This window comes from Roseovarius nubinhibens ISM (genome assembly GCF_000152625.1).
Lineage (GTDB): Bacteria > Pseudomonadota > Alphaproteobacteria > Rhodobacterales > Rhodobacteraceae > Roseovarius > Roseovarius nubinhibens.
On the sequence record NZ_CH724156.1, the window covers coordinates 2,961,111 to 2,986,859 of the forward strand.

General features: G+C 64.9%; 22 protein-coding genes and 1 tRNA gene. 9 read left to right on the plus strand and 14 right to left on the minus strand.

What is annotated here, in order from left to right; genetic code table 11:
- Nucleotides 1–957, plus strand: coding sequence for an aminotransferase class IV (locus ISM_RS14240; RefSeq protein WP_009814892.1), 957 nt, complete (start codon nt 1–3; stop codon nt 955–957).
- 32 nt (nt 958–989) lie between these two features.
- Here ISM_RS14240 and ISM_RS14245 read toward each other — a convergent pair whose 3' ends face one another.
- From ISM_RS14245 to ISM_RS14260, 4 genes are read right to left on the minus strand one after another with little or no spacing between them, the layout of a single operon-like run.
- Entirely contained in the window at nt 990–1,733 is a 744-nt protein-coding gene (locus ISM_RS14245; RefSeq protein WP_009814893.1) for an SDR family NAD(P)-dependent oxidoreductase, read from the minus strand.
- Nucleotides 1,734–1,742: 9 nt separating this feature from the next.
- A complete protein-coding gene (locus ISM_RS14250; protein WP_009814894.1) occupies nt 1,743–3,389 on the minus strand; it encodes a hydantoinase B/oxoprolinase family protein in 1,647 nt (548 codons plus the stop codon).
- Entirely contained in the window at nt 3,386–5,464 is a 2,079-nt protein-coding gene (locus tag ISM_RS14255) for a hydantoinase/oxoprolinase family protein (protein ID WP_009814895.1), read from the minus strand. Before ISM_RS14255 ends, ISM_RS14250 begins: the two co-directional genes overlap by 4 nt.
- Before the next feature lies 1 nt (nt 5,465).
- Nucleotides 5,466–6,755: an NAD(P)/FAD-dependent oxidoreductase gene (locus tag ISM_RS14260; RefSeq protein WP_009814896.1), complete on the minus strand. Its 1,290-nt coding sequence runs from the start codon at nt 6,753–6,755 to the stop codon at nt 5,466–5,468.
- A 117-nt stretch (nt 6,756–6,872) separates the two neighbouring features.
- Between ISM_RS14260 and ISM_RS14265 the strand changes: the two genes are divergently transcribed.
- Complete coding sequence (locus ISM_RS14265; RefSeq protein WP_009814897.1) at nt 6,873–7,271, plus strand: rhodanese-like domain-containing protein; 399 nt, start codon at nt 6,873–6,875, stop codon at nt 7,269–7,271.
- A gap of 1 nt (nt 7,272) precedes the next feature.
- Here the strand turns inward: ISM_RS14265 and ISM_RS14270 are convergent, their stop codons facing one another.
- The 3 genes from ISM_RS14270 to ISM_RS14280 all read right to left on the minus strand — a co-directional run bounded on the left by ISM_RS14270 (nt 7,273) and on the right by ISM_RS14280 (nt 8,874).
- A complete protein-coding gene (locus tag ISM_RS14270; protein WP_009814898.1) occupies nt 7,273–8,058 on the minus strand; it encodes an IclR family transcriptional regulator in 786 nt (261 codons plus the stop codon).
- Nucleotides 8,059–8,187: 129 nt separating this feature from the next.
- Nucleotides 8,188–8,262, minus strand: a tRNA-Gln gene (locus tag ISM_RS14275).
- A 108-nt stretch (nt 8,263–8,370) separates the two neighbouring features.
- Nucleotides 8,371–8,874 (minus strand): SH3 domain-containing protein, encoded by a 504-nt coding sequence (locus tag ISM_RS14280; RefSeq protein WP_009814899.1) that lies wholly within the window; start codon nt 8,872–8,874, stop codon nt 8,371–8,373.
- 124 nt (nt 8,875–8,998) lie between these two features.
- Between ISM_RS14280 and ISM_RS14285 the strand changes: the two genes are divergently transcribed.
- From ISM_RS14285 to ISM_RS14295, 3 genes are all read left to right on the plus strand, one after another.
- Nucleotides 8,999–9,985, plus strand: coding sequence for a 2-hydroxyacid dehydrogenase (locus ISM_RS14285; protein WP_009814900.1), 987 nt, complete (start codon nt 8,999–9,001; stop codon nt 9,983–9,985).
- Between the two features lie 13 nt (nt 9,986–9,998).
- The gene (gene ggt, locus ISM_RS14290) at nt 9,999–11,783 is read left to right on the plus strand and encodes a gamma-glutamyltransferase (RefSeq protein WP_009814901.1); all 1,785 of its coding nucleotides are present in this window, start codon (nt 9,999–10,001) and stop codon (nt 11,781–11,783) included.
- Nucleotides 11,784–11,952: 169 nt separating this feature from the next.
- Nucleotides 11,953–14,460 (plus strand): GcvT family protein, encoded by a 2,508-nt coding sequence (locus tag ISM_RS14295; protein ID WP_009814902.1) that lies wholly within the window; start codon nt 11,953–11,955, stop codon nt 14,458–14,460.
- Between the two features lie 78 nt (nt 14,461–14,538).
- On the opposite strand, the gene ISM_RS14300 is transcribed toward ISM_RS14295, so the two are convergent.
- From ISM_RS14300 to ISM_RS14320, 5 genes are all read right to left on the minus strand, one after another.
- Nucleotides 14,539–15,165, minus strand: a complete 627-nt coding sequence (locus ISM_RS14300; RefSeq protein ID WP_009814903.1) for a DUF937 domain-containing protein — start codon at nt 15,163–15,165, stop codon at nt 14,539–14,541.
- A 254-nt stretch (nt 15,166–15,419) separates the two neighbouring features.
- Complete coding sequence (locus tag ISM_RS14305) at nt 15,420–15,665, minus strand: MoaD/ThiS family protein (protein ID WP_009814904.1); 246 nt, start codon at nt 15,663–15,665, stop codon at nt 15,420–15,422.
- A 4-nt stretch (nt 15,666–15,669) separates the two neighbouring features.
- The gene (locus tag ISM_RS14310; RefSeq protein WP_009814905.1) at nt 15,670–17,913 is read right to left on the minus strand and encodes a xanthine dehydrogenase family protein molybdopterin-binding subunit; all 2,244 of its coding nucleotides are present in this window, start codon (nt 17,911–17,913) and stop codon (nt 15,670–15,672) included.
- Entirely contained in the window at nt 17,910–18,392 is a 483-nt protein-coding gene (locus tag ISM_RS14315; protein WP_009814906.1) for a (2Fe-2S)-binding protein, read from the minus strand. Before ISM_RS14315 ends, ISM_RS14310 begins: the two co-directional genes overlap by 4 nt.
- On the minus strand, nt 18,389–19,252 hold the full coding sequence (locus ISM_RS14320; RefSeq protein WP_009814907.1) for an FAD binding domain-containing protein: 864 nt from the start codon (nt 19,250–19,252) through the stop codon (nt 18,389–18,391). The genes ISM_RS14315 and ISM_RS14320 overlap by 4 nt, the downstream gene beginning before the upstream one ends.
- A 373-nt stretch (nt 19,253–19,625) precedes the next feature.
- Between ISM_RS14320 and ISM_RS14325 the strand changes: the two genes are divergently transcribed.
- From ISM_RS14325 to ISM_RS14335, 3 genes are all read left to right on the plus strand, one after another.
- Nucleotides 19,626–20,576, plus strand: coding sequence for an ABC transporter substrate-binding protein (locus tag ISM_RS14325; RefSeq protein WP_009814908.1), 951 nt, complete (start codon nt 19,626–19,628; stop codon nt 20,574–20,576).
- Between the two features lie 100 nt (nt 20,577–20,676).
- Nucleotides 20,677–21,756: a quaternary amine ABC transporter ATP-binding protein gene (locus ISM_RS14330; protein WP_156783405.1), complete on the plus strand. Its 1,080-nt coding sequence runs from the start codon at nt 20,677–20,679 to the stop codon at nt 21,754–21,756.
- On the plus strand, nt 21,753–23,825 hold the full coding sequence (locus ISM_RS14335) for an ABC transporter permease (RefSeq protein WP_009814910.1): 2,073 nt from the start codon (nt 21,753–21,755) through the stop codon (nt 23,823–23,825). The genes ISM_RS14330 and ISM_RS14335 overlap by 4 nt, the downstream gene beginning before the upstream one ends.
- Before the next feature lie 52 nt (nt 23,826–23,877).
- Here the strand turns inward: ISM_RS14335 and ISM_RS14340 are convergent, their stop codons facing one another.
- The gene (locus tag ISM_RS14340) at nt 23,878–24,393 is read right to left on the minus strand and encodes an RNA polymerase sigma factor (protein WP_009814911.1); all 516 of its coding nucleotides are present in this window, start codon (nt 24,391–24,393) and stop codon (nt 23,878–23,880) included.
- A 296-nt stretch (nt 24,394–24,689) separates the two neighbouring features.
- Here ISM_RS14340 and ISM_RS14345 point away from each other — a divergent pair, with 296 nt between their 5' ends.
- Entirely contained in the window at nt 24,690–24,938 is a 249-nt protein-coding gene (locus ISM_RS14345; protein WP_009814912.1) for an EF-hand domain-containing protein, read from the plus strand.
- Nucleotides 24,939–25,014: 76 nt separating this feature from the next.
- On the opposite strand, the gene ISM_RS14350 is transcribed toward ISM_RS14345, so the two are convergent.
- Nucleotides 25,015–25,674 carry an FkbM family methyltransferase gene (locus ISM_RS14350; RefSeq protein WP_009814913.1) on the minus strand — a complete coding sequence of 220 codons (660 nt, stop codon included), beginning with the start codon at nt 25,672–25,674 and terminating at the stop codon, nt 25,015–25,017.
- Nucleotides 25,675–25,749: the final 75 nt, after the last annotated feature.

The following is a 25,749-nucleotide window of genomic DNA, read 5'->3' on the forward strand; positions in this document are numbered from 1 at the left end:
ATGACCCAAGAGCCATCCCACGCCGATCACAGCACCCATGCCGCAGAAGAAGACGCGCGCAACGAGGCGATCAAGATCTACGTCAATGGCGAGATCGTCCCCAAAGCCGAGGCCAAGGTCTCGGTCTATGACAGCGGCTTCATGCTCGGCGATGGCATGTGGGAGGGGCTGCGGCTCTATGATGGCGAATGGGCGTTTTTCGACGAACATATGGACCGGCTGTTCAATTCGCTCAAATCGGTGTCGCTCGACAGCGGTCTGACCCCTGAGGGCGTGCGCGATATTCTCGACCGGACGGCAGCGGCCAATGGCATCACCAGCGACGCGCATTGCCGTCTCATGATCACCCGGGGCCGCAAGGCCAAGCCCTTCCAGCATCCGCAGCTGTCGCGCTTTGGCCCGACCGTGGTGGCGATCATCGAACATTCGCGCCCCTCCGAGGCGGTGCAGGCCAAGGGCATCCGTCTCGCCACCGTGCCGCAGGTGCGCGGGTTGCCGATGAGCCAAGACGCGAAATACAACAGCCATTCCAAGCTCAACTGTGTGATCGCCTGCCTTCAGGCCGAACAGGCGGGGGCGGACGAGGGGCTGATGCTCGACCCGAACGGCTTCGTGAACACCACCAATGCCTGCAATTTCTTCATCGTGCGGCGCGGCGAGGTTTGGACCTCGACCGGCGATTACTGCATGAACGGGGTGACCCGGCAAAAGGTGATCGATCTTTGCATGGAAAATGGCATTCCGGTGCGCGAAAAGAACTATTCGCTCTACGAGGCCTATGGCGCGGATGAGGCGTTTCTCACCGGCACATTTGGGGCGCAGACCCCGGTGGCGGAGATCGACGGCAAGCGGATCGGTATTCATGAGGGGGCGGGGCCGATGACCCGGCGTATTCGCGCGCTCTACAAGGAGCTGGTGGCCGAGGACGTGGCCAAGCAAAAGGCCGCGCGGGGGTGATGCGCGGCCTATCTAGGTTTTAAAACAGCCGATTAGACCGTGTAGTTGAGGCCCAGACGCCCGCCGTCGACATAGATCGACTCGCCCGTGATATAGGCGGATTTCTTGGAACAGAGGAACGCCACCACATCGCCGATTTCGCGTGCCGTGCCGGGACGGCCGAGCGGGGTGCGCGACATCGCGACCTTATAGGCCTCGGGGTTGGCGTTGACGCCGGCCATCATCTCGGTGTCGATCGAGCCGGGGCCGATGGCGTTGACGCGGATGTTGTGCTTGGCCAGCGCGATCGCCGCCACTTTGGTGAGCTGCATGACGCCGCCCTTGGAGGCGCAATAGGCCGGGATCGCGGGGATCGCGAGCTGGGCGTTGATCGAGGACATGTTGACGATGGCGCCTTCGATGCCTTTGTCGACCATGGTGCGGCCGGCACGCTGCGTGGCGACGAAGACACCGCGCAGGTTGATGCCGAGCACCTTGTCGAAATCCTCGAGACTGTAGCTCAGGAAATCGCCGGGATTGGCGATGCCCGCGTTGTTGACCAGCGCCGCGACCGGGCCGATCTCGGCCTCGATCTTGTCGAACATGGCGTGGATGGCCTCCACGTCGCCCATGTCGCAGATGTGACCTGTCCCGCCGAGCGTCTTGGCCGCGTCATGGACGCTCTCCTTGATGTCGGCCAGCACGATGTAATAGCCGTCTTCGGCGAGGGCTTGGGCGCTGGCATAGCCGATGCCTTGGGCGCCGCCGGTGATCAGGGCAATGGGTTTGTCGCTCATGGTATATCCTCAGTCTTTCAGGTCATAAATCTCGCGGGCCTCGGTGGCGGTGATCTTGCCCGCCTCCAGATCCCGGCGTACCGCATCGCGGTCGCGCTGCACAGGGGGGCCATAGCCGCCGCCGCCCGGCAGGCTCAGCCGCAGGCGTTCGCCGTTGCGCACCTTCTGGCGGCCTTTGGAGCGCAGTTTCGTGCCATCGGCAAGCTCGACCCGGCCCGGCGCACCGGGCGCGCCGCCTTCGCGGCCTCGGGCCGGATGCTCGACCCGGTCGAACATGGCGTTGAACCAGAAATCATAGCCTTCGCGCGCTTCGATCTCGATCACCTGGCCGAGACCGCCGCGCTGCGCCCCGGCGCCGCCCGAGCCTTCGCGCAGATCCTTGCGCCAGACGATGATCGGCCCGACATGTTCGGTGGCCTCGACGCTCATCGTTGAGACGCCCGAAGGAAAGGCCGTGGCGGAAAGCCCGTCGACCTTGGGCCGCGCGCCGGTGCCGCCCGAATTGAACATCAGGATTTCGCGCGCGGGCAGGCCGCTTGCGGGATCGCTGGCGCGGGCGGCAATCTGAATGTTCCAAAGCGCCGAGGCGCCTTCGGCGGGTACCACGCCGGGCAGCGCATGATGCAGCGCGCCGAGCACCACATCGGGCACCAGATGGCCGAGCACATGGCGCACGGACACAGGCGCCGGGCGTTTCGCAGCAAGGATACAGCCCTCGGGCGCGGAAATCTCGAACGGTGCGAGAGAGCCCGCGTTATTGGGCACTTCGGGCGCGATGGCGCATTTCAGCGCATAGCAGGCATAGGCGCGGGTATAGACCTCGGGCACGTTGACGCCAAAGGCGCTCATGCCGCTGGTGCCGGTGAAATCGGCGCTGATCCGGTCGCCCGAGACCGCCAGCGCCACCGCCATATGCACCGGCGCGTCATAGCCATCGACATCCATCGTATTGGCATACTGCCCATCCGGCACCTTGGCGATGGCGGCATGGGTGGCGCGGCGGCTGGCCTCGATGATGTAATCGGCAAGCCCCGCCAGATCGGCGATGGAAAACTCATCCATCATCGCCTGCAGCCTCCGGTCGCCCGCCTCGTTGCAGGCGGCGAGGGAATAGAGATCGCCCACCGTCTGATCCGGGGTGCGCACATTGGCGCGGATCATCTGGATCAGCAGCGGCGAGACCTGACCGCGTTCGGCGAATTTGGTGATCGGGATCAGCAGGCCTTCTTCATAGACCTCGCCCGCATCGGGGCCAAAACCGCGGCCGCCGATGTCCACCACATGGGCGGTGCAGGCGAAATAGCCGATATGCGTGCCTTGCCGGAACACCGGGGTGACCACGGTGATGTCATGCAAATGGCCGGTGCCGAGCCACGGGTCATTGGTGAGGTACACATCCCCCTCAAAGGTGTTTTGCGGTCCGATCTCGGCGGCGAAATGCCCGACACTTTCGGCCATGGCGTTGACATGGCCCGGGGTGCCGGTGACCGCCTGCGCCATCATCCGACCCTGCCGGTCAAAGAGCCCGGCCGAAAGATCGCCCGCCTCGCGCACCGAGGTGGAAAAGGCCGTGCGGATAAGCGTCGTCGCCTGTTCCTCGACCACGGCGATCAGCCGGTTCCACATGATCTGATAGTCGATGTCGGTGGGGCTCATGCTGGGGCTCCTTTCCGGATCAAGAGCAGGCTGCCGTCGCATTGCGCGATGGCGCGATAGGCCGAGGTGACGATGGTGGTGGTTTCGCGTTCGGTGATGACGGCGGGACCGACGGCGCACATGCCGGGGCGGAGCGCGTCGCGGGCGATCTCGGCCGCCTCGACGAAATCGCGCTGGGCGGCGTCATAGATGCGGCGCTGTCGAGTGACCGGCGCGGCGCTTTCGCCCTCGGGCTTGGGCACCGGGCGCGGCGCGGGCAGGCGGGTCTGCACCACGAGCGACCAATTGGTGATCTCGGCCTCGAGCCCCTCGATGATCCGGCCAAAGAGCCCGCGATAGGCCGCCTCGAACCGGTCGCGAAAGAGCGCCGCGTCGGCGGGGCTAAAGCTGCCATGGGGCAAGGGGACCGGGATTTCCCAGCCCTGACCCGCGTAGCGCATGAAGGCGGTGAGGCGGATTTCGGTCTCTTGCCCCTCGCTGCCTTGGGCGACAAAGCTGCGCGCCTCGTCTTCGAGCTCGGCCAGCGTAGTGTTGATCGCCTCGGGGTCGAACTGCGACAGGCGCTGAAAGAAACCGCGCGTCGCCTCATAGCTGAACGGCGCCTTGAGAAAGCCGATGGCCGAGCCGACGCCCGCGCCGGGCGGAATCAGAAGCGCGGTGATGCCCAGTTTCTCGCAGAGGCGGCAAGCATGGAGCGGCGCGCCGCCGCCAAAGCCCACCATGGTGAAATGTTCGATGTCGCGGCCATTTTCGACCGTATGCACCCGCGCCGCGTTGGCCATGTTCTCATCCACCATCTCGGTGATGCCAAAGGCCGCGTCAGTGGCCTCGAACGCGGCGAGCTTGTCGGCCACGGCGGACTCGGACAGGGCGGGATCGAGCGGGATCGCGCCACCTGCGAAATTCTCGGGGTCGAGACGGCCGAGCATCAGATTGGCATCGGTCACGGTCGGGTTCTCGCCGCCGCGCCGATAACAGGCGGGGCCGGGTTCAGATCCGGCCGAGCGTGGGCCAACCTGAATGCGGCCCATGGCGTCGATCGAGGCGATCGAGCCGCCACCCGCCCCGATTTCGACCATTTCGACCACCGGGGTCGAGACGGTCATGCCCGAGCCTTTCTTGAACCGGTAAGTGCGGGCCACTTCGAAGGAATTGGCCGTCTTGGGCTGGCCGTCCTCGATCAAACAGATCTTGGCCGTGGTGCCGCCCATGTCAAAGCTCAGCACCTTGTCGAGCCCATGACCGCGCGCCAGTTCGGCGGCAAAGATCGCACCACCGGCGGGACCGGATTCCAAAAGGCGCACCGGCTGTTCCGCGGCGGTTTCGACGGACATGAGCCCTCCGCCCGAATGCAGCATGAAGACCGGCGCGGTGATGCCGGTGTCGCGCAGCCTTGTGACCAAGCGGCCGAGGTAATCGGCCACCTGCGGCTGCACATAGGCATTGGCGATCACCGTGTTGAACCGGGGCAATTCGCGCATCTGCGGCGACACGACCGACGAGATCGACACCGACAGATCCGGCGCCGCCGCGCGCAGGGCCCGGGCGAGCCGCACCTCATGCGCGTCATTGGCATAGGCATGCATGAACCCGATGGCGACCGCCTCATAGCCGCCCGCGATCACCAGATCGACGAGCCGCGCCACGTCTGCCTCTTCCAACGGCAGCAGGACATCGCCCTGAGGGCTCATCCGTTCATGGGCGGTGAGCCGGTGCTGACGCGGGACAAGCGGCGCCGGCAGTTCAAGGTTGAGATCATATTGCTCGAACCGGTTTTCCGAGCGCATCTCGATCACATCACGAAAGCCTTCGGTGGTGATAAAGGCGGTCTTGGCCCCGCGCCGTTCGATCAGCGCATTGGTGACCAGCGTGGTGCCATGGATCACCTGTCCGATCCGCTCGGGCGAGACCTGGGCCGCCGCGCAGGCCTGAGCAATGCCGTCGAGAATGGCCTGTTCGGGATTGGCGTAATTGGTCAGCACCTTGGTCGTGGCGAGCCCGCCAGGATGGTCGAGGGCCACATCGGTGAAGGTGCCGCCGATATCGACGCCGACGCGAATGTCTTGCTTGGTCATGTCACAGGCTCTTGATGATCTGATTTGCGGTGAATGCGCCCTGATAGAGGCGCGACAGGATTGGGGCGCCGGTCACCGGCGCGGGATCCGAGAGGGGCAGGGGCAGGATCTCGGCGGGCGATCCGGCGATGAGATCGACCATCGCCCGGCCAAAGAGCGTGCCGGTGGTGATGCCGCGCCCATTATAGCCGATGGCGGTATAGAGCCCCTCGTCGAGGGCGCAGATGCGCGGGAAATGATCGGGCGTCATGGCGATCTGGCCATGCCAGGCCTCGTCAAAGTCAAACGGCCCGAGATCGGGAAAGAGCTGCGCCAGTTTCTTGCGCGCCCAGCGTCGCGACAGGCCGCGCTTGGCATCGCCAAAGACCGTGCCCATCGAGCCGATCACCAGCCGGTCCTGCGCATCGCGGCGCAGCGACATCATCACCCGACCGGTGTCCCAGAGCCCCTGACGTTCGGGCAGGATATGCGCCGCTTCGGGGCCGAGCGGCGGGGTGGCGAGCTGAAAGAAATGGATCGGGGTAAAGCTGCGCTGCAACCCGGGCCAGAGCGTGTCGGTATAGGCATTGGTGGCAAGGATCACATGACGCGCCAAGAGCGCGCCCTGATCGGTGGTGACCCGCCACTGCCCCGCCTTTCGGGCGAGGCCGGTCACCGTGACGCCGGTGCTGATCTCGGCCCCGTGGGCCAGCGCGGCACGCGCCAGACCCCGGCAATAGCCCATCGGATTGATCGTGCCCGCTCGGTGATCGAGCAGCCCGCCGTGAAAGGCGTCAGTGCCGGTGAGCCGGGTCATCGCCGCGCGGTCGAGCAGGTCCACCGGTTCACCCATACGTTGCCATTCGGCGTGACGGCCCTGTAGATCGCGCAGCCCCGAAGGGCCATGCGCCGCATGCAATGTCCCGGTCCGCGTCACCTCGCAGCGGATCTGGTGTTTCTCGATGAGGTCAAAGACCCGCGACGGCGCTTCGCCAAAGGCCTTGAGGAACTTGGCGCCCTGCGTCTCGCCCATCTTGTCGCGGACCTCGGCAGGGGGCAGCCAGATGCCCGCGTTGACCAGCCCGACATTGCGGCCCGAGCCGCCAAACCCCGGCTTTTCCGCCTCGAGCACATGGGCGGAGAGGCCGAGCTCTGCGGCATGCAGCGCCGCCGACAGCCCGGTGAACCCGGCGCCCACGATGGCGATGTCGACGCTTGCGCCATCCTCGGCAAAGCGGCGACTGACATCGGCCTCTTCAGAAGAGGCATCCCAGAGCGAAAGTGGCTCCTGTGGCGGCAAAGGGGTCGACATGGCAAAGCTCGTTTTCAAGAAGGGCTGGCCGCGAAACCGCGCCCGCCCTAACCTGTTGTCAGACGCCAAATGCTGTGTCAATTAATGAAATAAATGTGCTGATATACGGAACAACTCATGCCCAAGCTCAAGAAAACTGCCGCCGAAATGGTCGCCGAGGCGCGCGCCCGGATCACCGAGATCGAGACGCCCGACCTGATCAAGATGCTCGACGATCCCGATGTGGTCGTGGTCGATATCCGCGATGTGCGTGAACGCCAGCGCGGCGGTTACATCCCCGGCAGCGTGCATGCGCCGCGCGGCATGGTCGAGTTCTGGGTCGATCCCGACAGTCCGTATTTCAAGGAGGTGTTCGGGCAGGAGGGCAAACGCTATGTCTTTCACTGCGCTTCGGGCTGGCGCTCGGCGCTGACGGTGGCGACGCTTCAGGACATGGGGTTTGACGCGGCGCATCTGCGCGAAGGGTTTTCCACCTGGGAAGCGCAGGGCGGGCCGGTCGAGAAGGCCGAGGGCTGATTTAACGGCTGGCGAGCCGGGCACAGACCGTGTCGGCCGCCTGCCGCACGATCTTGCCGAGCCGGGCGAGATCTCCGTCGCGCAGATTGACCTCGGGCATGGAAATGCCCAAGGCCGCCACCGCCTGTCCCTGCGGCAGGCAGATCGGCGCGCCAAAGCCGATGACCCCTTCGCGAAACTCGCCGCGATCAAAGGCAAAGCCGTTCTTTTGTGCCAGCTGTAGATCGGCGTCGAGCTTCGCGATGCTGGTGATCGAGCGGTCGGTATAGGCGGTCAGACGGCTCGCGAGCGCATTGCGGTACTGGCTGTAATTCACCGACAGAATCGCCTTGCCGGTGCCGACGCACTGGATCGGGGCCGCGCCGCCCACCGGGTTCCAGGAGCGGATCGGCTGCTGGCTGTCGATCTTGTCGATATAGATGACGCTAAACCCTTCGGGCACACCGAGATAAACCGTCTCGAGGCTCTCGCGGGACAGCATCTGCATGGCATCGGCGGCGAGGTCGCGCAGGTTGAGATTGTCGACCACCCGGCGGCCCACCTGCCATGTCTTGAGCGTCGCCTCATAGCGGCGGTCCTGGGTCGAGCGGGCAAACCCCATGGCGCAAAGCGTCTGCAGGAGACGAAACACCGTGGATTTGGTGAGCGACAGATCGCGCGAGAGTTCCGTGACGCCCAGCCCGCCGGGGGCGGCGGCCAACGCCTCGAGGATCACCAGCCCCTTGGACAGGGTGCTGTCGAGCTTGAGCCCGGCGGGCGGCTGCTGGTCGGGGGGCGTGTCGGGCATGGATGGGTCCTGATGCGGTCAATCGGGCGCAGCATAGGCCAAGATAATCTAGGCCGCCACCGGGGACGCCACCAGAGCCGGCGACAGCCGCGAGGCCCGAAGGCGCAGGATTGATATGTCAGGAGAAAATGGCTGGGGTGGTAGGATTCGAACCTACGATACACGGTACCAAAAACCGATGCCTTACCGCTTGGCTACACCCCATTTGTGGCGCGGTAATTACTCCGGGGTGGCGAGGTGTGCAAGGGTGGATTTGGAAAAATTTCAGCAGTTTTTTACAAAAGCGGCCATGACCCTTGCAGCATTGGCCTCTCAGTCGAGGATTTCCCCGGGTTTCACCCCCCAGAGCGCGGATTTCGGCGCCCAGCCCTTGTAGCCTGCCACCGCGAGCCGGCACCATTGGGCGGAACATTCGCGAATGCGGGCGACGACGCCGAGCTCGAGCTGGGCCACGATCGGGGCTTTGGGGTCGGGCTGTTTGCGCAGTTGCAGCATGTCCTGTTCCACCAGCACCGTGCGCGCCCCGGACAGAAGCGAATAATGCATCCAGCCACCGGCCCCGTCGCGGTCGCGCACACGGCGCCAATGGCCATGTTCGGCGGTGATTTCCAGCGGGATATTGGGCTGTTTGAAGATCCAGTCGATGCGATGGGTGCGCGAGGGGCCGCGTCGGACATAGCCCTCGGAGGTCTTCATCGACACGAATCGTGGCAGCGGGAGATTCGTCACCGGGCCGCGATCCTGCGAGGCCGCCACGCTGGCGGACAGGATGGGAAGAATTGCCACAAGGGCGGCGGTCAGCATCACATGTCGCATCAATAAGCTCGAATACTTGCCTGATTTTTTTGCCTGTCTTGGGCGTCCGGGTTCTTGTGTCCCGTGGCGTCCTTTGTCACTCTGGCAGCGCGCAGCGGAAATGAAAAGGTCGGGGAGGACCAGCATGCGATCTCAGCCTCTGAGTGTTGTCGTAACGCGACGCCTGCCCGAGCGGGTCGAGGCGCGGCTGAGCGAGCTGTTCGGGGCCGAGCTGCGCGAGGGCGATGCGCCGCTGACGCGCGAGGCGCTCATCCGGGCGGGGCGCGAGGCGGATGTTCTGGTGCCGACGATCACCGACCGGATCGATGCCGAGATGCTCGATGCGATGGGTGACCGGCTCAAGCTCATTGCCAATTACGGGGCAGGGGTCGACCATATCGACGTGCAGGCGGCCCGTCAGCGCGGCATCATGGTCACCAACACGCCGGGTGTGTCGGCCGATGACACCGCCGATATGACGCTGGCGCTGATCCTTGGGGTGGCGCGGCGGCTGCCCGAAGGCATGACCACCATGCAAGAAGGCAATTGGGGCGGTTGGTCGCCCTCGGCCCTGCTGGGGGCACGGATCACCGGCAAGAAGCTTGGCATTCTGGGGCTTGGCCGGATCGGCCAGAAGGTGGCGCGGCGGGCGCGGGCCTTTGGCATGGAAGTGCATTACCACAATCGCAACCGGCTGCGGCAGGAGACCGAAGAGGAGCTCGGCGCGACCTATTGGGAAAGCCTCGATCAGATGGTGGCGCGGATGGATGTGATCAGCCTGCATTGCCCGCACACGCCCTCGACCTTTCACCTGATGAATGCCCGGCGGCTCAAGCTGATGCGGCCGGAGGCCATTCTCGTCAACACGTCGCGGGGCGAGGTGGTGGATGAGAACGCGCTCACCCGGATGCTGCGGGCGGGCGAGATCGCCGGCGCGGGGCTCGATGTCTATGAACAGGGGTCGGGCGTTAATCCGCGTCTGCGGGCGCTGCCCAATGTGATGCTCTTGCCGCATATGGCCTCGGCCACCCGTGAGGGGCGGATCGAGATGGGCGAGCGCGTGGTGATCAATATCAAGGTCTATGAAGACGGGCACCGGCCACCGGATCAGGTGCTACCCTCCCATATCTAAAGGATAAATCCCGATGCGCTTCTGGCTCTACTCGTCGCTTTTCGTGATCTTGGCAGGGGCGGCGTCGGGCCAGCAGGCCAGCGATTCCGTGGCGCCAGAGATTGGCGGCACGGGACAGGTCGCCACGTCGGAGGCGGTGGCCGAGGCGCAGGCGCGCAAGGCCGAAGGACGGCCCGTGGAGGCGCAGGACTGGATGGTTGTCGCGGCGCATCCGCTGGCGGTCGAGGCCGGGGCAGAGGTTCTGGCGGCGGGGGGCACGGCGGCGGATGCCATGGTGGCGGTGCAGGCGGTGCTGGGTCTGGTGGAGCCGCAAAGCTCGGGTCTGGGGGGCGGTGCCTTCCTTGTCTGGTGGGATGCCAAGAGCGGCGCGATGACCACGCTCGATGGGCGCGAGACCGCGCCTTTGGAGGCGACGCCGCGGCTCTTTCAGGACGATCAGGGCCAGCCTCTGCAGTTCTACGATGCGGTGGTGGGCGGGCGCAGCGTGGGGGTGCCGGGGACGCCCGCGCTCTTGCAGGAGGCGCATGAGAGATGGGGGGCGCGGCCCTGGGCGGGGCTGTTTGATCGGGCAATCACGCTGGCGGAAGAGGGATTCGCGGTGAGCCCAAGGCTCTCGGCCTCTGTTGCGGGCGATGCCGAGCGGCTCGGCCGGTTTGACGCGACGGCGCGCTATTTCCTGCCGGAGGGTGCGCCATTGCAACCCGGCGCGCAGTTGCGCAACCCGGACTATGCCGAGACGCTGCGGGCGCTGGCCACCGAGGGCGCGCGGGTCTTTTACGGCGGCGAGATCGCCGAGGACATCGCCGCCACGGTGCAGAGCGCGCCGGGCAATCCCGGTGTGCTCAGCGAGGTAGATCTGGCGCTCTACCGCGTCAAGGAACGCGCGGCGGTCTGTGCGCCCTATCGCGCCTATGAGATCTGCGGCATGGGGCCGCCAAGCTCGGGCGCGGTGGCGGTGGGGCAGACGCTGGGCCTGCTTGCGCCGTTTGATTTGGCCGGGTCTGGCCCGGAGAGCCCCGAAGCCTGGCGGCTCTTGGGGGATGCGTCGCGTCTGGCCTTTGCCGATCGGGGAAAATTTTTGGCCGATACGGATTTTGTTCCGGTGCCGGTCAAAGGCCTGTTGGAGAAAATGTATCTCGAAAACCGTTCCCAATTGCTTAACGGCGGGGTCGCGCTGCCTGAGGCGGCCCCGGGCGCGCCGGAATTTGATCATGCGCTGAACTGGGCGATGGACAACTCCATCGAGCTTCCCTCGACCTCGCATATCTCGATTGTCGATTCTCAGGGCAATGCGCTGTCGATGACCACCACGGTGGAAAACGCCTTTGGCTCGCGGCTCATGGTGCGGGGGTTTTTGCTCAACAATGAGCTCACGGATTTTTCCTTTCGCAGCCATCGCGACGGGGTGCCGATTGCCAATCGGGTCGAGCCGGGCAAGCGGCCCCGGTCGAGCATGGCACCGACCATCGTGATGGCGGAGGGCCGGCCGGTGCTGGTGCTCGGCAGTCCGGGGGGCAGCCGGATCATTCCTTATGTGTCCAAAACGCTGGTGGCGGTGCTCGATTGGGGGCTCGATGCGCAGGCGGCGGTGGATCTGCCGCATCTGGTCAACCGGTTTGGCACCTATGATCTCGAGGCGGGGACGGCGGCAGAGGCGCAGGCCGAGGCGCTGCAAGCCATGGGATATGCCACAGAGGCGCGCGATCTGACATCGGGGCTGCATGTGATCGACCTGCGCGGCGGGCGGCTGCAGGGCGGGGCCGATCCGCGCCGCGAGGGCGTCGCCTTGGGCCAGTGACGCGGTCAGTGACGCGGCCAGTGACGCGACAAGAGATTCGCGCAGGACAGGGGGCGCAAATCGCCCGTATGTCGCAATTTCGATGTTTCTGGTCGGATGGACCCTTCGCCGATTTGCGCCTCTGCTATTGAGTGCGGCAAGAACAACATGCTCGTGGGAGAGCCGTATTATGAAAACCCAGGTCAAAGCTCTGGTCGTGGGCGGCGGTGCCGTCGGAACATCGATTGCCTATCATCTGGCGAAAGCCGGTTGGGAGGACGTCATGCTTTTGGAGCGCGACGAGCTCACCTCGGGCAGCACGTGGCATGCGGCGGGTCTGCTGCCCTTGTTCAACATGTCCTATGCCACGACCCATATTCACAAATATTCGGTCGATTTCTACAAGACGCTCGAAGAGGAAACCGGGCTCAACGCGGGATTTGCCGTGGTCGGCAACCTGCGCATGGCGCAGACCGACGAGCGGATGGACGAATACCGGCTCTATGCCTCGACCGCCGAGACCTGTGGCGTCAAATATGAGTGGCTGAGCCCCGATCAGATCAAGGAACGCTGGCCGCTGATCGAGACCGGCGATCTCAAGGGCGCGATCTATCACACCGAGGACGGCTATATTAACCCCGCCGACGTGACCCAGGCGATGGCCAAGGGTGCCCGTCAGCGCGGCGTGATGATCGAGCGGAAATGGCAGGCGGATGCCTTCCATTGGACTGGTGAGGCCTGGGAAGTCACCTGCACCAAGATGGTCGAGAAGGGCGGCAACCTCGTGCCCTCGGACGAGCAGGTCGTGATCACCGCCGAGCATGTCGTCACCGCCTCCGGCAACCATGCGCAGCGCACCGCCAAGATGCTCGGCATCAAGATGCCCGCGATCCCGGTGGAACATACGTTCATCGTGATGGATCAGGACCCCGAGCTCGTCAAATGGCGGGCGGCGGGCAATGCGGAACATCCCGTGGTGCGCGACGCCGACAATGAATCCTATGCCCGCGAAGAGCGTGGCGGCTGGATCCTTGGCATCTATGAGCATGGCGCCCCGGCGCGGTTCGAATATGGCGTGCCCGACAGTTTCCGTGCCGATCTCTTCCCGCTCGATCTCGACCGGATTGCCGATCAATATATGGCGATGGCCGAGCGCGTGCCGTCCTGTGCCGAGAGCGGTCTCAAGGATGATTTCAACGGTCCGATCTGCTATACGCCCGATGGCAACCCTCTTGTCGGTCCGGCGCCGGGGCTGCGCAACATGTGGCTGGCGGAAGGGTTCTCCTTTGGCATCACCGCGGCGGGGGGCACCGGCTATTACCTCGCGCAGATGATGGTCGAGGGCGAGGCCGAGATCGACATGGCGAGCCTTGATCCCAAGCGCTATTCGCAGAACTGGATGACCACCGAGTTCGCGGCGCGCAAGAACGAGGAATGCTACGAGCACGTCTATATCCTGCACCACCCGGATGAAGAGCGCGAAGCCTGCCGTCCGCTGCGCACCGCGCCGGCCTATGACCGCCAGAAAGCGCGCGGCGCCCAGTTCGGCTGGGTCAATGGCTGGGAGCGGCCCAACTATTTCGGCCCGCTCGATGCGCCGGAGAACTTCGACAAGGAGGCGCGCAGCTTCCGTCGTGGGGGCTGGTGGAAACATGCGGTGGAAGAGGCGCGGGCGATCCGCGAGGGCGTTGGCCTCGTCGATGCGACGGCCTTTACCAAACATGTGGTCAAAGGCCCGGGCGCGACCGCGTTCCTCGACTGGTTCACCTGCAACAAGCTGCCCAAGGTCGGGCGGATCAACCTGACCTATGCGCTCACCAGCCATGGCACGACGCGCACGGAATACACGATCGTGCGGATGAAGGAGCATGAATATTACCTCGTCTCCGCCGGGGCCTGGACCGAATATGACGCCGATTTCCTGCGCAAGGCGGCCGAGGATAAGGCGGAAGAGTTCGGCTATATCGAGATCCAGGATGTGACGACGCAATGGGGTGTCTTTGCCATCGCCGGGCCGAAATCGCGCGATGTTCTCAAAGAGATCATCAAGGATGCCGAGCCCGAGACCGCGCTGTCGAACAAGCGGTTCCCGTGGCTGTCGGCGCGCAAGATCGAGCTCGGCATGTGCCCGGTCAACGCGATCCGCGTGGCCTATACCGGCGAGCTCGGCTGGGAGCTGCATCACCCGATCGAGATGCAGAACTATCTCTTCGATCTGCTTGAAAAGGCAGGGGAAAAGCATGGCATGAAGCTGGTCGGTGCGCGGGCGCAGAACTGGCTCCGTCAGGAGAAATCCTATCGCGCCTTCGGCAATGAGCTGGGCCGTGATGCGACGCCACTCGAAGCCGATCTGCCGCGCTTTGTCGATCTCGACAAGGAGTTCCACGGCAAGGCGAAGATGGTCGAGACCGGGGTGCGGGTGAAATGCTGTACGCTGCTCATCGACGGGCCGGAGGATGCCGATCCCTGGGGTCGCGAAGTGCTCTATACGCCCGAGGGCGAGCGGGTCGGTCGTCTCACCTCGGGGGGCTATTCGGTGGCCTTTGAGAAGAGCATCGGCATGGGCTATGTGAAGCCGGATTTCGCGGTCGAGGGCACCAAGCTCAAGGTCAAGATCATGGATAAGCTCTGGGACGCGACGGTGACCTGCGACAGCCCCTATGATCCGAGCAACGCGACCATTCGGGTCGACGGCTAACACGCTCTAGAAAAACAGAAAACGGGCCGCGCGAGCGGCCCGTTCCCGTGAGTGGCTTGCCGCCATTCCGCGCAATGTTCAGCGCATGAATTTGCCGAGAATATCGTCCATCGCCGAGCCGTCGCCATCGGCGTCGAGCAGGTTGTTCAGCGCCGAGAGATCAAAGCCGCCGCCCTGGGCATCAGCGCCGGATTTCTTGCCGCCCAGCAGCCCGCCGATCATCCCCATGAGACCGCCGCCGGAGGATTGCGCGCCGCCGCCAAGCTGGCCCATCATGCCGTCGATCTGATCATCGGGCATCTGCTTTTGCAGGCCGCCCTGAACCATCGCGGCGAGCGCGGGCAGGAATTGTTCGACGATGTTGGGCTCGGCGCCGACGCGGGTCGCGGCCTCTTGGGCGAGGCCTTGGGCCTGTTCGCGGCTGCCGAGGATTTTCTCAAGAAAAGCAGTGCCTTGCTGTTGGCCTTGCGTGCTGACAGCGGCGCTTGCATCGTCGAACATGCTGGCCTGATTTTCGCCTTTGAGCGCGCCCAGAACATCACCCAGACCGCCGCGTTCGGCGCGTTGTTTGGTGGCCGAGCCGATGGCCGGGGCGAGCATCCCGGCGAGCTGATTGGCCTTGTCCTCGTCGAGGCCGAATTGCGCGGCGAGCTGGTTGAGGCCCTGACCGTTCTGGGCCTGTTGAAGCAGTTTCAAAATAGACATGTGAGTACCCCCGAAAACATTGGCATTTGCCCGCGTAGGGTGACAGCCGGGGGCGGTGAGGGGCAGGGGAATAGTGGGGGGAATATCCCCCAAGTTGGGGGACAGGCGCGAATCAAGGGGTTAATGCCTTGAAATCATGGAAAAACGACCTGCGGCAACACGTCGGTATTACGACGGTATAGCGACAGTATGGATGTCGCGATTTCGGGGGTGCGGCCTGTGTGACCCGAGCGCACGCCGGGGCAGGGAAATCTTTAGCCGCCCTTCATATAAGGCATGAGCACGACCTCGCTCTCGGGGCCGATTTCGGTAAACCACGCCTCGCGGTAGATGCGCCCGTCGAGCGCGAGGGAAACCCCGCGCTCGATCTGTGGTGTGAGCCCCGGATAGCGCGCCGAGAGCGCGTCGAGCAACTCTTTGAAGTTGCGCGCCTCGACCGTAACCTCGGTCTCGCCCTCGGCGGCGTCGCGCAGGCTTCCCCAGAGGGTGACCGTGACCATGGGATCAGCCCCGGTCGGTGATCGCCTTGAGGATCTTCGGCGGCGACATCGGCAGTTCGTGCAGACGGACGCCCGCCGCGCGGCTCACCGCGTTCGACAGCGCCGCGAGCGGCGGCACGATGGAGGTCTCGCCCACGCCGCGCACCCCGTAAGGGTGGCCCGGGTTGGGGATTTCGAGGATCACCGTGTCGATCTCGGGCAGGTCGGAGGCCACCGGCACGCGGTAGTCGAGGAAGCCCGCGTTTTGCAGCACTCCATCCTCGCCATAGATATATTCCTCGTTCAGCGCCCAGCCGATGCCCTGCACGGCACCGCCCTGCATCTGGCCTTCGACATAATCGGGATGCACCGCCTTGCCCGCGTCCTGGAACACGGTGTAGCGGATCACCTGCGTATAGCCGGTTTCGGGGTCAACCTCGACATCGGCGAGATGCACGCCAAAGCTCACCCCGGCGCCATCGGCATTGACCTCGTAATGGCCGGCAATCGGCCCGCCGGTGTTCGACGAGATCGCGGCAATCTCCTTGATGCTCATCGGTTCGAAATCGCCGGCATTGGGGCCCGAGGGCTTGGCATAGCCGTCTTCCCAGATCACCGCGTCCTCGTCGATGCCCCAGATTTTCGCCACGCGCCCGCACATCTTGCGGATCGCGTCGCGGGCGGCCTCGATCGTGGCGAGGCCTACGGCAAAGGTCACGCGGCTGCCATCGGTCACGTCGTTATGGCCGAGCGAGCTCGTATCCGCGATGATGGTGCGCACGTCGGAATAGGGGATGCCCAGTTCCTCGGCGGCCATCATCGAGATCGAGGCGCGCGAGCCGCCGATGTCGGGGTTGCCCTCGGTGATGCCGACGGTGCCGTCGTCATTGAGGTTCATCGTCACGCAGGTGTTGCCGCCGAAGTTGAACCAGAAGCCGCAGGAAACGCCGCGGCCTTGGTTTTCGCCCAGCGGGGCGGAGTAATGCGGGTGTTTCTGCGCCGCTTCCAGGGTGGCGACGAGGCCGATCTGATCGAAGGTCGGGCCATAGGCGGCCTTGGTGTTTTCGCGGGCGGCGTTCTTGAGCCGCACCTCGAGCGGGTCGAGACCGAAATGCTGGGTCAGCTCGTCGACCACGCTTTCCACCGCATAGATCGCCATCGGCGCGCCGGGGGCGCGATAGGCGGCCTCTTTGGGGCGGTTGGTGAGCGCGTTCCAGCCCTCGGATTTCACCGCCTCGAGATCATAGGCGGCAAAGGCCGCCTGCGCCCCAAAACTATAGGTGGCGCAGGGGAACGCGCCGCCCTGATAGCGGAACTTGGCATGGGCGGCGGTGATGCGGCCGTCCTTGGTCATGCCGATCTTGACGGTGGAGGAAGACGAGACGGTCGGCCCGGTGGCGCGGAACACCTCGTCGCGGGTCATCACGATCTTGACCGGGCGGCCGGATTTGCGCGAGAGCGCCAGCGCCACGGGTTCGATAAACACGGTGGTCTTGCCGCCGAAACCGCCGCCGATTTCAGACGCAGTGACGCGCAGCTGGCTCGCCTCCATGTCGAGGATCGCCGAGCAGAGCGAGCGCACGTTGAACTGACCTTGGGTGCAGCACCACAGATCGGCCTTGCCGTCATTGGTCATCGAGGCGAGGCAGGCATGGGGTTCGATATAGCCCTGATGCGCGGCGGCGGTCTTGAAGTCGCGTTCGATGATATGGTCGGCCTTGGCAAAGCCCGCCTCCACATCGCCATGACCGAATTCGCAATAGCCGGTGACATTCTCGGAATGCTCGGGTTGGACGTTTTCCTCTTGCCGGCCCGATTGCACCACGGGCGCGCCCGGTTTCATCGCCGCATCCACATCGGTGACATGGGGCAGGGGCGTGTAGTCGACCTTGATCAGCTTGAGCGCCTTGCGGGCGGTCTGGGCGTCCTTGGCGGCGACACCGGCCACGGCGTGACCGTGGTAGAGCACCTTGTCGCGGGCGAGGCAATTGTCGGCGATGTCGATCATCTCGTCATCGTCGAGCGCGGCAAAATCGGCGCGGGTGACCACCGCCTTGACGCCGGGCAGGGCAAGGGCCTCGGAGGTGTCGATGCTGTTGATCGTGGCATGGGCATGCGGGCTGCGCAGGATCGCGCCGGTGAGCATGCCGGGCACGACGAGATCGGCGCCATATTGGGCGCGGCCCGTCACCTTGTCGATGCCATCGGGGCGTTTGACACGGGTGCCGACGACTTTGAACTGGCCTTTTTCTCGGGTGATCTTGTTCATGCTGTTTCCCCCCGCATTTCGGCGGCGGCGATTTTCACCGCCTTGATGATCTTGTCATAGCCCGTGCAGCGGCAGAGATTGCCCGCCAGCCAATAGCGGATCTCACTGTCACTCGGATCGGGATTGCGTTCGAGCAGCGCCTTGGCGGCGACGAGAATGCCGGGCGTGCAGATACCGCATTGGAGCGCGGCGTTGTCGATGAAGCTCTGTTGCAGCGGGTGCAGCTCGCCGCCATGGGCGAGGCCCTCGACGGTGCTGATCTCGGCGCCCTCGGCCTCGGCCCCGAGCACCAGGCAGGAACATACGAGACGGCCGTTGAGCGTCACGGAGCAGGCGCCGCAATCGCCGGTGCCGCAGCCTTCCTTGGCGCCGGAAAAGCCGAGCCGGTCGCGCAGCGCGTCGAGCAGCGTTTCCTCGGGCGGGCAGAGGAATTCGACCTCGTCGCCGTTGACCTTGGTGGTGACGTGAATTTTCTTCATTGCTTCTCTCCTGCGCGGTCCTTGGCGATCAGCGCGGCGCGCTTGGCCAGCACGCCCGCCACCTGGGTGCGGAATTCAACCGTGCCGCGTTTGTCGTTGATCGGGCTGCAGGCGGCGCGGCAGGCCGCCATCAGCGCGTCGAGCGCCGCATCGTCGAGCGTGGTGCCTTCGATGGCGCGGGCGGCGTCCTCGACCAGCGCCACCTTGGGGCCAACCGCGCCAAGCGCCACCCGGGCGTGGGCGATGCTGCCATCCTCGGCGAGTTCAAGGCTCACCGCGGCGGAAGCCACGGCGATGTCCATCTCGGTGCGCGGGATAAAGCGCAGATAGGCATCGGAGGCGCGTTTCGGGCGGGCGGGCAGGAAGATCGAGGTGATCAGCTCGCCCGGCTTCAGATTGAGCTTGCCCGGCCCTGCGGGAATGTCGGCCACGGGCACATCACGGCTGCCGTCGGGGCCTTCGATCCGGGCCACGGCATTGGCCGCGACCATCGGCGGCACGCTGTCGGCGGCGGGCGAGGCGTTGCAGAGATTGCCGACCATGGTGCAGCGGCCCTGAACCTGGGTCGAGCCGATCAGCTCGCAGCCTTCGACGACGCCGGGCCAGAGCGCCACGACGCCCGCGTGTTCGCCGAGCATCTGCCCCGGCACGCCGGCGCCGATGCGGTAGCCGCCGTCTTCCTCGGTGATCTCCATCATGCCGGGGATTTTCTTGATGTCGATGATCGTGGCCGGTTCGACCATGCCCGATTTCATCTGCACCAAGAGATCGGTGCCGCCCGCGAGCACGCGGGCCGCGCCGCCGCTCTCGGCCAGAAGCCGGGCCGCTTCGGCGGTGGATTGGGCTGTGACAAACTGCATGGCTGTCCTCCTGATTCTGTCGGCCCGGCCGGGGTAGGGCCGGATATTATCTGTGTTTCACTGCGGACCCTGACCCTGTTGCGGGCGAAATGCAAGCCGCGTCGCGGGCGGGATTTGCCCATGACCCTGTCGCCCGGAGGCTCGGCCGCCTGTCGCCCTCTGCGCCGCTCTGGCAACGCTGAGAGAGGCTTGCGCTGCAGGGGCGACGCGGGGCCGCGCGCTGAGTGTCGCAAGCTGCGCGGCGGGGCTGCGGGGAATTCGGTTTGCCCCGGGGTAAATCCCTCATAGACTTGGCTCTGTGTCCTGTTGCGTTGAAATCTAGAACGGGATATTGATTGACGAGTCAATTAAAAATACTCGCAGGGAGAAGATCATGAACAAATTTGTACTGGGCGCCGTTGCGGCGATGCTGGCCAGCGCAGGCCATGCCGCCGAAATGGGCGCGGTGGACGAGCCGATCAAACTGGCCGTCAACGAATGGACCGGCCAGCATGTCACCACCCATGTGGCGGGCGAGATGCTCAAGGCCGCGGGCTATAAGGTGGACTATGTCACCGCCGGGATGATGAACCAGTTCCAGGCGCTGGCCGATGGCGATCTGCATGCGACGCTGGAAATCTGGTCGTCCAACGTGTCCGATGAATATGCCAAGAAAATCGGCGAGGGCACCGTGGTCGAGATCGGCGATCTCGGGCTCGACGCGAAAGAAGGCATTGCCTATCCCGCCCATGTCGAAGAGCTCTGCCCCGGTCTGCCGAACTGGGAAGCGCTGCGCGATTGCGCGGGCGTCTTTGCCGCGGCTGAGACGCTGCCCGCCGGGCGTCTGGTGGATTACCCGGCCGATTGGGGCACGCCGGGGGCCGACCGCATGAAGGGCTTTGATCTGCCGTTCAAGGCGGTGCCTGCCGGGTCGGAAGGCGCGCTCATCGCCGAGCTGCGGGCCTCGACCGAGAAGAAATCGCCGCTGCTCATCACCTTCTGGCAGCCGCATTGGGCGATGTCGGCCTATGACGTCAAATTCGTCGACCTGCCCGAGGGCAACGAGGAATGTTTCAACGATCCGGCCTGGGGCACCAACCCCAACGCGACCCATGATTGCGATTTCGCCCCGAGCCGCATTTTCAAGGCGAGCTGGTCCGGCTTTGCCGAGAAATGGCCTGCCGCGGCCGAAATCCTCACCAATTATCAGCTCGCGGTCGAAGATCAGCAGCCGATGATGGGCAAGGTCGATGTCGATGGCATGGCCGTGGAAGAGGTGGTCGCCGCCTGGATGGCCGAGAATGAAGGCAAGTGGAAACCTGTCGTCGACGCCGCGACCGAGTGATCGCGCCCTCATAATTTTGGCCGCGTCCCCAAGGGGGCGTGGCCTGACAGCTCGTGGCGGGGACCACGAGACCCAATAAAAATGGACAATGGGGATGGCGATGAGTGACAGAGACGGGACCAGTGTAGAGACTGGCGCGCCTGCGATCCGCTGCGAGAATGTCTGGCAGGTCTTTGGCAGCAATGCCGCGCAAAAGCTGCGCGCGGCGCAGGAGGCCACCGGCGGCGACCGCGATGCGACGGCGGAACGGTTGCAGGCCGAGGGGCTTGTCCCGGCGGTGCGGGATGCCAGTTTCGAGGTCCGGGAGGGCGAGCTCTTCGTCATCATGGGCCTGTCGGGATCGGGCAAATCCACCATCATCCGCTGTATTTCCCGGCTTCTCGAGGCTTCGGGCGGCAAGATCGAGATCGCCGGCGAAAACATCCTCACCGCCAATAAGGCGCGGATGATCGAGCTGCGGCGTGACAAGCTCGGCATGGTGTTTCAGCATTTCGGCCTGTTCCCGCATATGACCGTGGCCGAGAACGTGGCCTTTCCGCTCAAGATGCAAGGCCAGGGGCGCAAGGCGCGGCTGGAGCGGGCGCATGAGGTGATCGACCTCGTCGGCCTGTCGGGGCGCGAGGCCTCCTATCCGCGCGAATTGTCGGGCGGCCAGCGGCAGCGGGTGGGCATTGCCCGGTCGCTCGCGGTGAACCCCGATATCTGGTTTCTCGACGAGCCGTTCAGCGCGCTCGATCCGCTCATCCGGCGGCAATTGCAGGATGAGTTCATCAAGATCCAGGCGACGCTTCGCAAATCCATCGTCTTTATCACCCATGACATTGCCGAGGCGCTCAAGATCGCCGACCGGATCGCCATCATGCGCGACGGCAAGATCGTGCAGATCGGCACGCCCACCGAAATCGTTCTCAACCCGGTGGATGATTACGTGCGCGAGTTTTCCAAGGATGTGGTCAAAGGCCGTCATGCGCGGATCAAATCCGTGCTGCGCCCGCTGTCGGAGGCGCCGGAGACCATGCCGGACGATCCGGGCATCCGGGCCGATATGACGCTCGAGGCGGCGTTGGCGGCATGCATGAGCTGTTACGAGCCGGTGCCGGTGCATGATGCGAGCGGCGCGGTGGTGGGGATCGTGCATCCCTCTGATCTCGCCGCTGCCTTGCAGGTGGATGAGGCATGAGCGCGGCAGGCGAAGGCGCGGGGGCCGTGCCGGGGGTGACCGCGCGGCTCAGCCGGGGGACCTGGGCGGCGCTTGTGGTGCTCTTGACCGGGGCGCTGTGCATGGCGCTGGCGGGCAAGCTGCCGTGGCTGGTGAAATTTCCCGAGGCCTGGGCGCTGCCGATGACGCAATGGGTCGGGCAGGGGATGGAATGGCTCTTGGGGCTCATGAAGCCCGCGATGCGGCTGGTGTCGGCGGGGCTCGGCGTGGTGATGGAGGCGGTGAACTGGCTCTTTAACGCGCTGCCCTGGCCGGTGTTGATCGGGCTTGTCACCGGCTTTGGCTGGTGGGCCGGGGGGCTGCGGCTCGCCGCGCTTGGCGGCATCGGCATGTCGCTGGTGCTCGCCTCGGGCTATTGGACCGAGAGTATGAACACGCTCAGCCTGGTGGCGGTGTCGGTGCCTCTGGCGCTCATCGCGGGCGGCGCGGTGGGCATCCTCGCCTATGAGTTTCCGCGCATCAAAGGCCTTGTGCAGGGCATCATGGATGTGATGCAGACAGTGCCGACATTTGCCTATCTCACGCCGCTGCTGCTGCTCTTTGGCTTTGGGCCGGTGGTGGGTCTCATTGCCAGCGCGATCTATGCCGCGCCGCCGATGGCGCGCAATGTGCTTCTGGGGCTGGAACGGGTCGAGAGCGACATCAAGGAAGCCGCGATCATGTCCGGTGGCACGCGGTTGCAGCAGCTCTTTCTGATCGAGATCCCGGCGGCCAAGACGCAGATCATGGTTGGCGTGAACCAATGTCTGATGGCGGCGCTGAGCATGGTGATCATCGCGGCGGTGATCGGGGGGTTCGAGGATATCGGCTGGGAAGTGCTGTTGACCATGCGCAAGGCGCAGCTCGGCCCGAGCCTCTTGGCCGGGATGGTGATCGTGGTTTTCGCGGTGATCATCGACCGGATGAGCCTGCATCTGGCGATGACGCGCGAACGCCATGACCTGCGGATTGCGGGGGCGATTGCGGGCGTCGGCGTGGTGGTGGCGATCTTGCTCTGGGGCCGGGCCGCGCCGGGCGAGGTGGCGGTGATGGAGCCTGCGAAGCAATGGCTCGACACGACGCTGTCGCGGGTGCTCACCCGCAATGCCGGGACGCTCGATGCGATCAAAAACGGCGCGATGTTCTATGGTCTTCTGCCGGTGCGGATCGGGCTCGATGGGGCGGTTCTGCCCTTCACCTGGGGGTTCCAGTGGACGGCGGCGATGAGCGCCTGGTTCCTCGGCGCTGCGGCGCTGGCGGGGCTGGCGCTTGGCCTTGCGGGGCGGATCACGGCGGGGCTGGTGCTGCTCATCCTGGCGGGGGTGTTGGAGACCGGTGTCTCCGAGCTGCCCTGGCCCTTCCTTCTGGTGGCGGTGGCGGCAATCGGCTGGACCGCGGGGGGATGGCGTCTGGCGGCGCTGACCACCGGGCTCATGGTGCTGGTGCTGTTCAGCGGGCTTTGGCAAAAGGCGCTTTTGTCGCTCTATCTGGCGGGGGTTTCGGTCTTTGCCTGTGCGGTGATGGGCGGGCTGATTGGCCTTGCCAGCGCGGCGAGCCCGATGGTCTGGCGGGTGGTGCGGCCGATCTGTGACATGCTGCAGACGATCCCGCTCTTCGTCTTTCTCATCCCGGTGCTGATGTTCTTTCAGATTGGCGAGTTTTCGGCCTTTCTGGCGATCTGCATGTACGCCATCGTGCCGATGATCCGCTATACGCGGCAGGGGCTGGTGAGCACGCCCGACGAGCTTATCGAGGCGGCGATCAGTTCGGGTGCGACGAGCTGGCAGGTGATGCGCGAGGTGCGCGCGCCCTATGCCGCGCCGACGATCCTTCTGGGGCTCAACCAGACGATCCTCTATGCCTTTGCGATGCTGGTCATTGCGGCGCTGGTGGGGACCACGGGGCTGGGTCAGTCGATCTTCTTGGCGCTTGGTCAGGCGGATGTGGGCCTTGGCATCGTGTCCGGGGCGGCGATGGCCATTCTGGCGCTGGTGGCGGATCGGCTGGTGCAGGGGTTTGCGACCAAGCGCCGGGCGGCGCTTGGCCTGTGATGCGGGGTCGGTCACGCGACTGTAGAACGTCTGTATTGCGACGGTGCGGATTTCAGTAGAGATCGGCCACCCGGCCACGGGGGCCGAGCCCCATTTCGCGGCGCAGATGGGCGCGGGCGCGGGCCAGCCGTGACATGACCGTGCCCTCGGGCAGGCCGGTGCGGCGGGCGATGTCGCGCGGGCTTGTCTCGCCCTCCATCACGAGGCGCAAGAGCGCCGATTGCTCAGAGGGCATGGCGTTCAGCACCTCGAAGAGCTCTTGCAGCGCCAGCACCGGAAAGACCTCGGGCGCGCAGGGCTCTTCGGGCAGCGTCTCGAGCGTGTCCTCGCGGCCCAGCCCGCTGCGCCGCCGGTGCAGGTTGCGCAGGATGGTGCGGGCATAGCCGCGCAGATCGTCGATCTCGGCCAGAAGCTGTGGGCGGTGCAACAGCCGCAACATCGTGTCCTGCACGAGATCCTGGGCGCGGTCGCTATCCCCGGCGAGAAAGCGGGCGAGCCGCGTCAGATCGGGCACCAGGGCGGCGCATTGAAGGGGCAGGGCGGCAGCGGAGGAGGCTGCTGCGGGCATCGGAGAAGCATTTGGTCTCATAAACTCGAACCTTGCGAAATGACATGTGTCGCGCTCACTAATGGTCGGGTTCTGCGCACAATCAATGGGGGATTTCCGCCGGTCCACCTCTGGAAGGGGTTGTCGGCGAGGCTTGGCGCACGCGCCGGTAGAATTTGGGCAAACTGTTGCCAATGGGGAATAATTTCGCACCGGGTCGGGACGCAAATCGCCTCTCGATGCCTCCTGTTGTGTGAGGGCCGCAAGAGGCGGCTTTCGAGTGTTAATTACGGACCTGAAACGGGAGACCGACTGTTATGACGAAATATATCGCGCTTGTTCTTGGCATGGGCCTGATGGCCAACGCAGCCTTTGCAAACGAAGGCATCGCCGAGCTCGACACCAATGGCGACGGGCTCATCACCGCCGATGAGCTGAGCGCTGTTTTCCCCGACGTGACCGCAGAAACCTTTGCCGAGATCGACGCCGACGGCAATGGTGCCATGGATGACGAAGAAATGGCCGCAGCGGTCGAAGCCGGGCTGATCCCCGAGAAGGCGCAATAAGCCACTCACGGCGGCCAGTCAGACTGGCAGCGCCCCCGGACCTTGGCGGGTCCGGGGGTTTTTTGTTGTGTTTGGCCTAGCTGGTCTGGCGCTGCCATTCTTCCCAGACGAAGGGATACTCCCAGACGCAGTCATGCGTCTTGTCGAGATCGTGCCGGATGCTGTCGCGCAGCGCGGCAAAGCCGGGTTCAAAAAGGTGGAACTGCACCTGCAGCCGGGCGATGGCGGCGATCTGCCCGCCCGCGATCAGCGCTGGCAAGAGATCATATTCGCCGCCCTCGATATTGAGCTTGGCAAGGTCGATCCGGGGCAGCGGCGTGTCGGCAAAGAACTGGTGCACCGGGACGATCTGCGCCTCGAAGGCGCGCTCATGGGCGGCCACGCCCGAGGAGGCGTCGCCCGCATCCGAGAGCCGCAAGGTGCCCGGCTCGGAGCCCAGCGCGAAATCATGCACGATCACCCGCGCGTCGCCTGCGAACTTCTCGCGCAGGCCCTTGGCAAAGCCGGGGTGCGGCTCGAAGGCGTGGATGGTGCAGTCGGGCTGGGCCGCGAGGACGAGATCGCTCCATTCGCCGCGAAAGGCGCCGATGTCGAGCACCACCGCCCCGGCAGGCAGACCCGCGTAATCATAGAGCCGCGCCGGGCCGTTTTCACGTCTCCAGCGTTTGAACGCATCGTAGAAGACGCCTTTCCACGGGTTGCGGCGGCGGTCGAGCCATTTCTTGAGCGATGCCATGCGGGCCTCTTAGCTGACGGGCAATTGCCCTTGCTTAGCCGGTTTTCGGCCTTGGCAGAAGCCCGCAATGACGCG

What these genes read in the sequence shown, in the direction of transcription:
- ISM_RS14240 (WP_009814892.1), top strand. Translation starts at nt 1, where the DNA reads ATGACCCAAGAGCCATCCCACGCCGATCACAGCACCCATGCCGCAGAA.
- ISM_RS14245 (WP_009814893.1), bottom strand. Translation starts at nt 1,733, where the DNA reads ATGAGCGACAAACCCATTGCCCTGATCACCGGCGGCGCCCAAGGCATC.
- ISM_RS14250 (WP_009814894.1), bottom strand. Translation starts at nt 3,389, where the DNA reads ATGAGCCCCACCGACATCGACTATCAGATCATGTGGAACCGGCTGATC.
- ISM_RS14255 (WP_009814895.1), bottom strand. Translation starts at nt 5,464, where the DNA reads ATGACCAAGCAAGACATTCGCGTCGGCGTCGATATCGGCGGCACCTTC.
- ISM_RS14260 (WP_009814896.1), bottom strand. Translation starts at nt 6,755, where the DNA reads ATGTCGACCCCTTTGCCGCCACAGGAGCCACTTTCGCTCTGGGATGCC.
- ISM_RS14265 (WP_009814897.1), top strand. Translation starts at nt 6,873, where the DNA reads ATGCCCAAGCTCAAGAAAACTGCCGCCGAAATGGTCGCCGAGGCGCGC.
- ISM_RS14270 (WP_009814898.1), bottom strand. Translation starts at nt 8,058, where the DNA reads ATGCCCGACACGCCCCCCGACCAGCAGCCGCCCGCCGGGCTCAAGCTC.
- ISM_RS14280 (WP_009814899.1), bottom strand. Translation starts at nt 8,874, where the DNA reads ATGCGACATGTGATGCTGACCGCCGCCCTTGTGGCAATTCTTCCCATC.
- ISM_RS14285 (WP_009814900.1), top strand. Translation starts at nt 8,999, where the DNA reads ATGCGATCTCAGCCTCTGAGTGTTGTCGTAACGCGACGCCTGCCCGAG.
- ggt (WP_009814901.1), top strand. Translation starts at nt 9,999, where the DNA reads ATGCGCTTCTGGCTCTACTCGTCGCTTTTCGTGATCTTGGCAGGGGCG.
- ISM_RS14295 (WP_009814902.1), top strand. Translation starts at nt 11,953, where the DNA reads ATGAAAACCCAGGTCAAAGCTCTGGTCGTGGGCGGCGGTGCCGTCGGA.
- ISM_RS14300 (WP_009814903.1), bottom strand. Translation starts at nt 15,165, where the DNA reads ATGTCTATTTTGAAACTGCTTCAACAGGCCCAGAACGGTCAGGGCCTC.
- ISM_RS14305 (WP_009814904.1), bottom strand. Translation starts at nt 15,665, where the DNA reads ATGGTCACGGTCACCCTCTGGGGAAGCCTGCGCGACGCCGCCGAGGGC.
- ISM_RS14310 (WP_009814905.1), bottom strand. Translation starts at nt 17,913, where the DNA reads ATGAACAAGATCACCCGAGAAAAAGGCCAGTTCAAAGTCGTCGGCACC.
- ISM_RS14315 (WP_009814906.1), bottom strand. Translation starts at nt 18,392, where the DNA reads ATGAAGAAAATTCACGTCACCACCAAGGTCAACGGCGACGAGGTCGAA.
- ISM_RS14320 (WP_009814907.1), bottom strand. Translation starts at nt 19,252, where the DNA reads ATGCAGTTTGTCACAGCCCAATCCACCGCCGAAGCGGCCCGGCTTCTG.
- ISM_RS14325 (WP_009814908.1), top strand. Translation starts at nt 19,626, where the DNA reads ATGAACAAATTTGTACTGGGCGCCGTTGCGGCGATGCTGGCCAGCGCA.
- ISM_RS14330 (WP_156783405.1), top strand. Translation starts at nt 20,677, where the DNA reads ATGAGTGACAGAGACGGGACCAGTGTAGAGACTGGCGCGCCTGCGATC.
- ISM_RS14335 (WP_009814910.1), top strand. Translation starts at nt 21,753, where the DNA reads ATGAGCGCGGCAGGCGAAGGCGCGGGGGCCGTGCCGGGGGTGACCGCG.
- ISM_RS14340 (WP_009814911.1), bottom strand. Translation starts at nt 24,393, where the DNA reads ATGCCCGCAGCAGCCTCCTCCGCTGCCGCCCTGCCCCTTCAATGCGCC.
- ISM_RS14345 (WP_009814912.1), top strand. Translation starts at nt 24,690, where the DNA reads ATGACGAAATATATCGCGCTTGTTCTTGGCATGGGCCTGATGGCCAAC.
- ISM_RS14350 (WP_009814913.1), bottom strand. Translation starts at nt 25,674, where the DNA reads ATGGCATCGCTCAAGAAATGGCTCGACCGCCGCCGCAACCCGTGGAAA.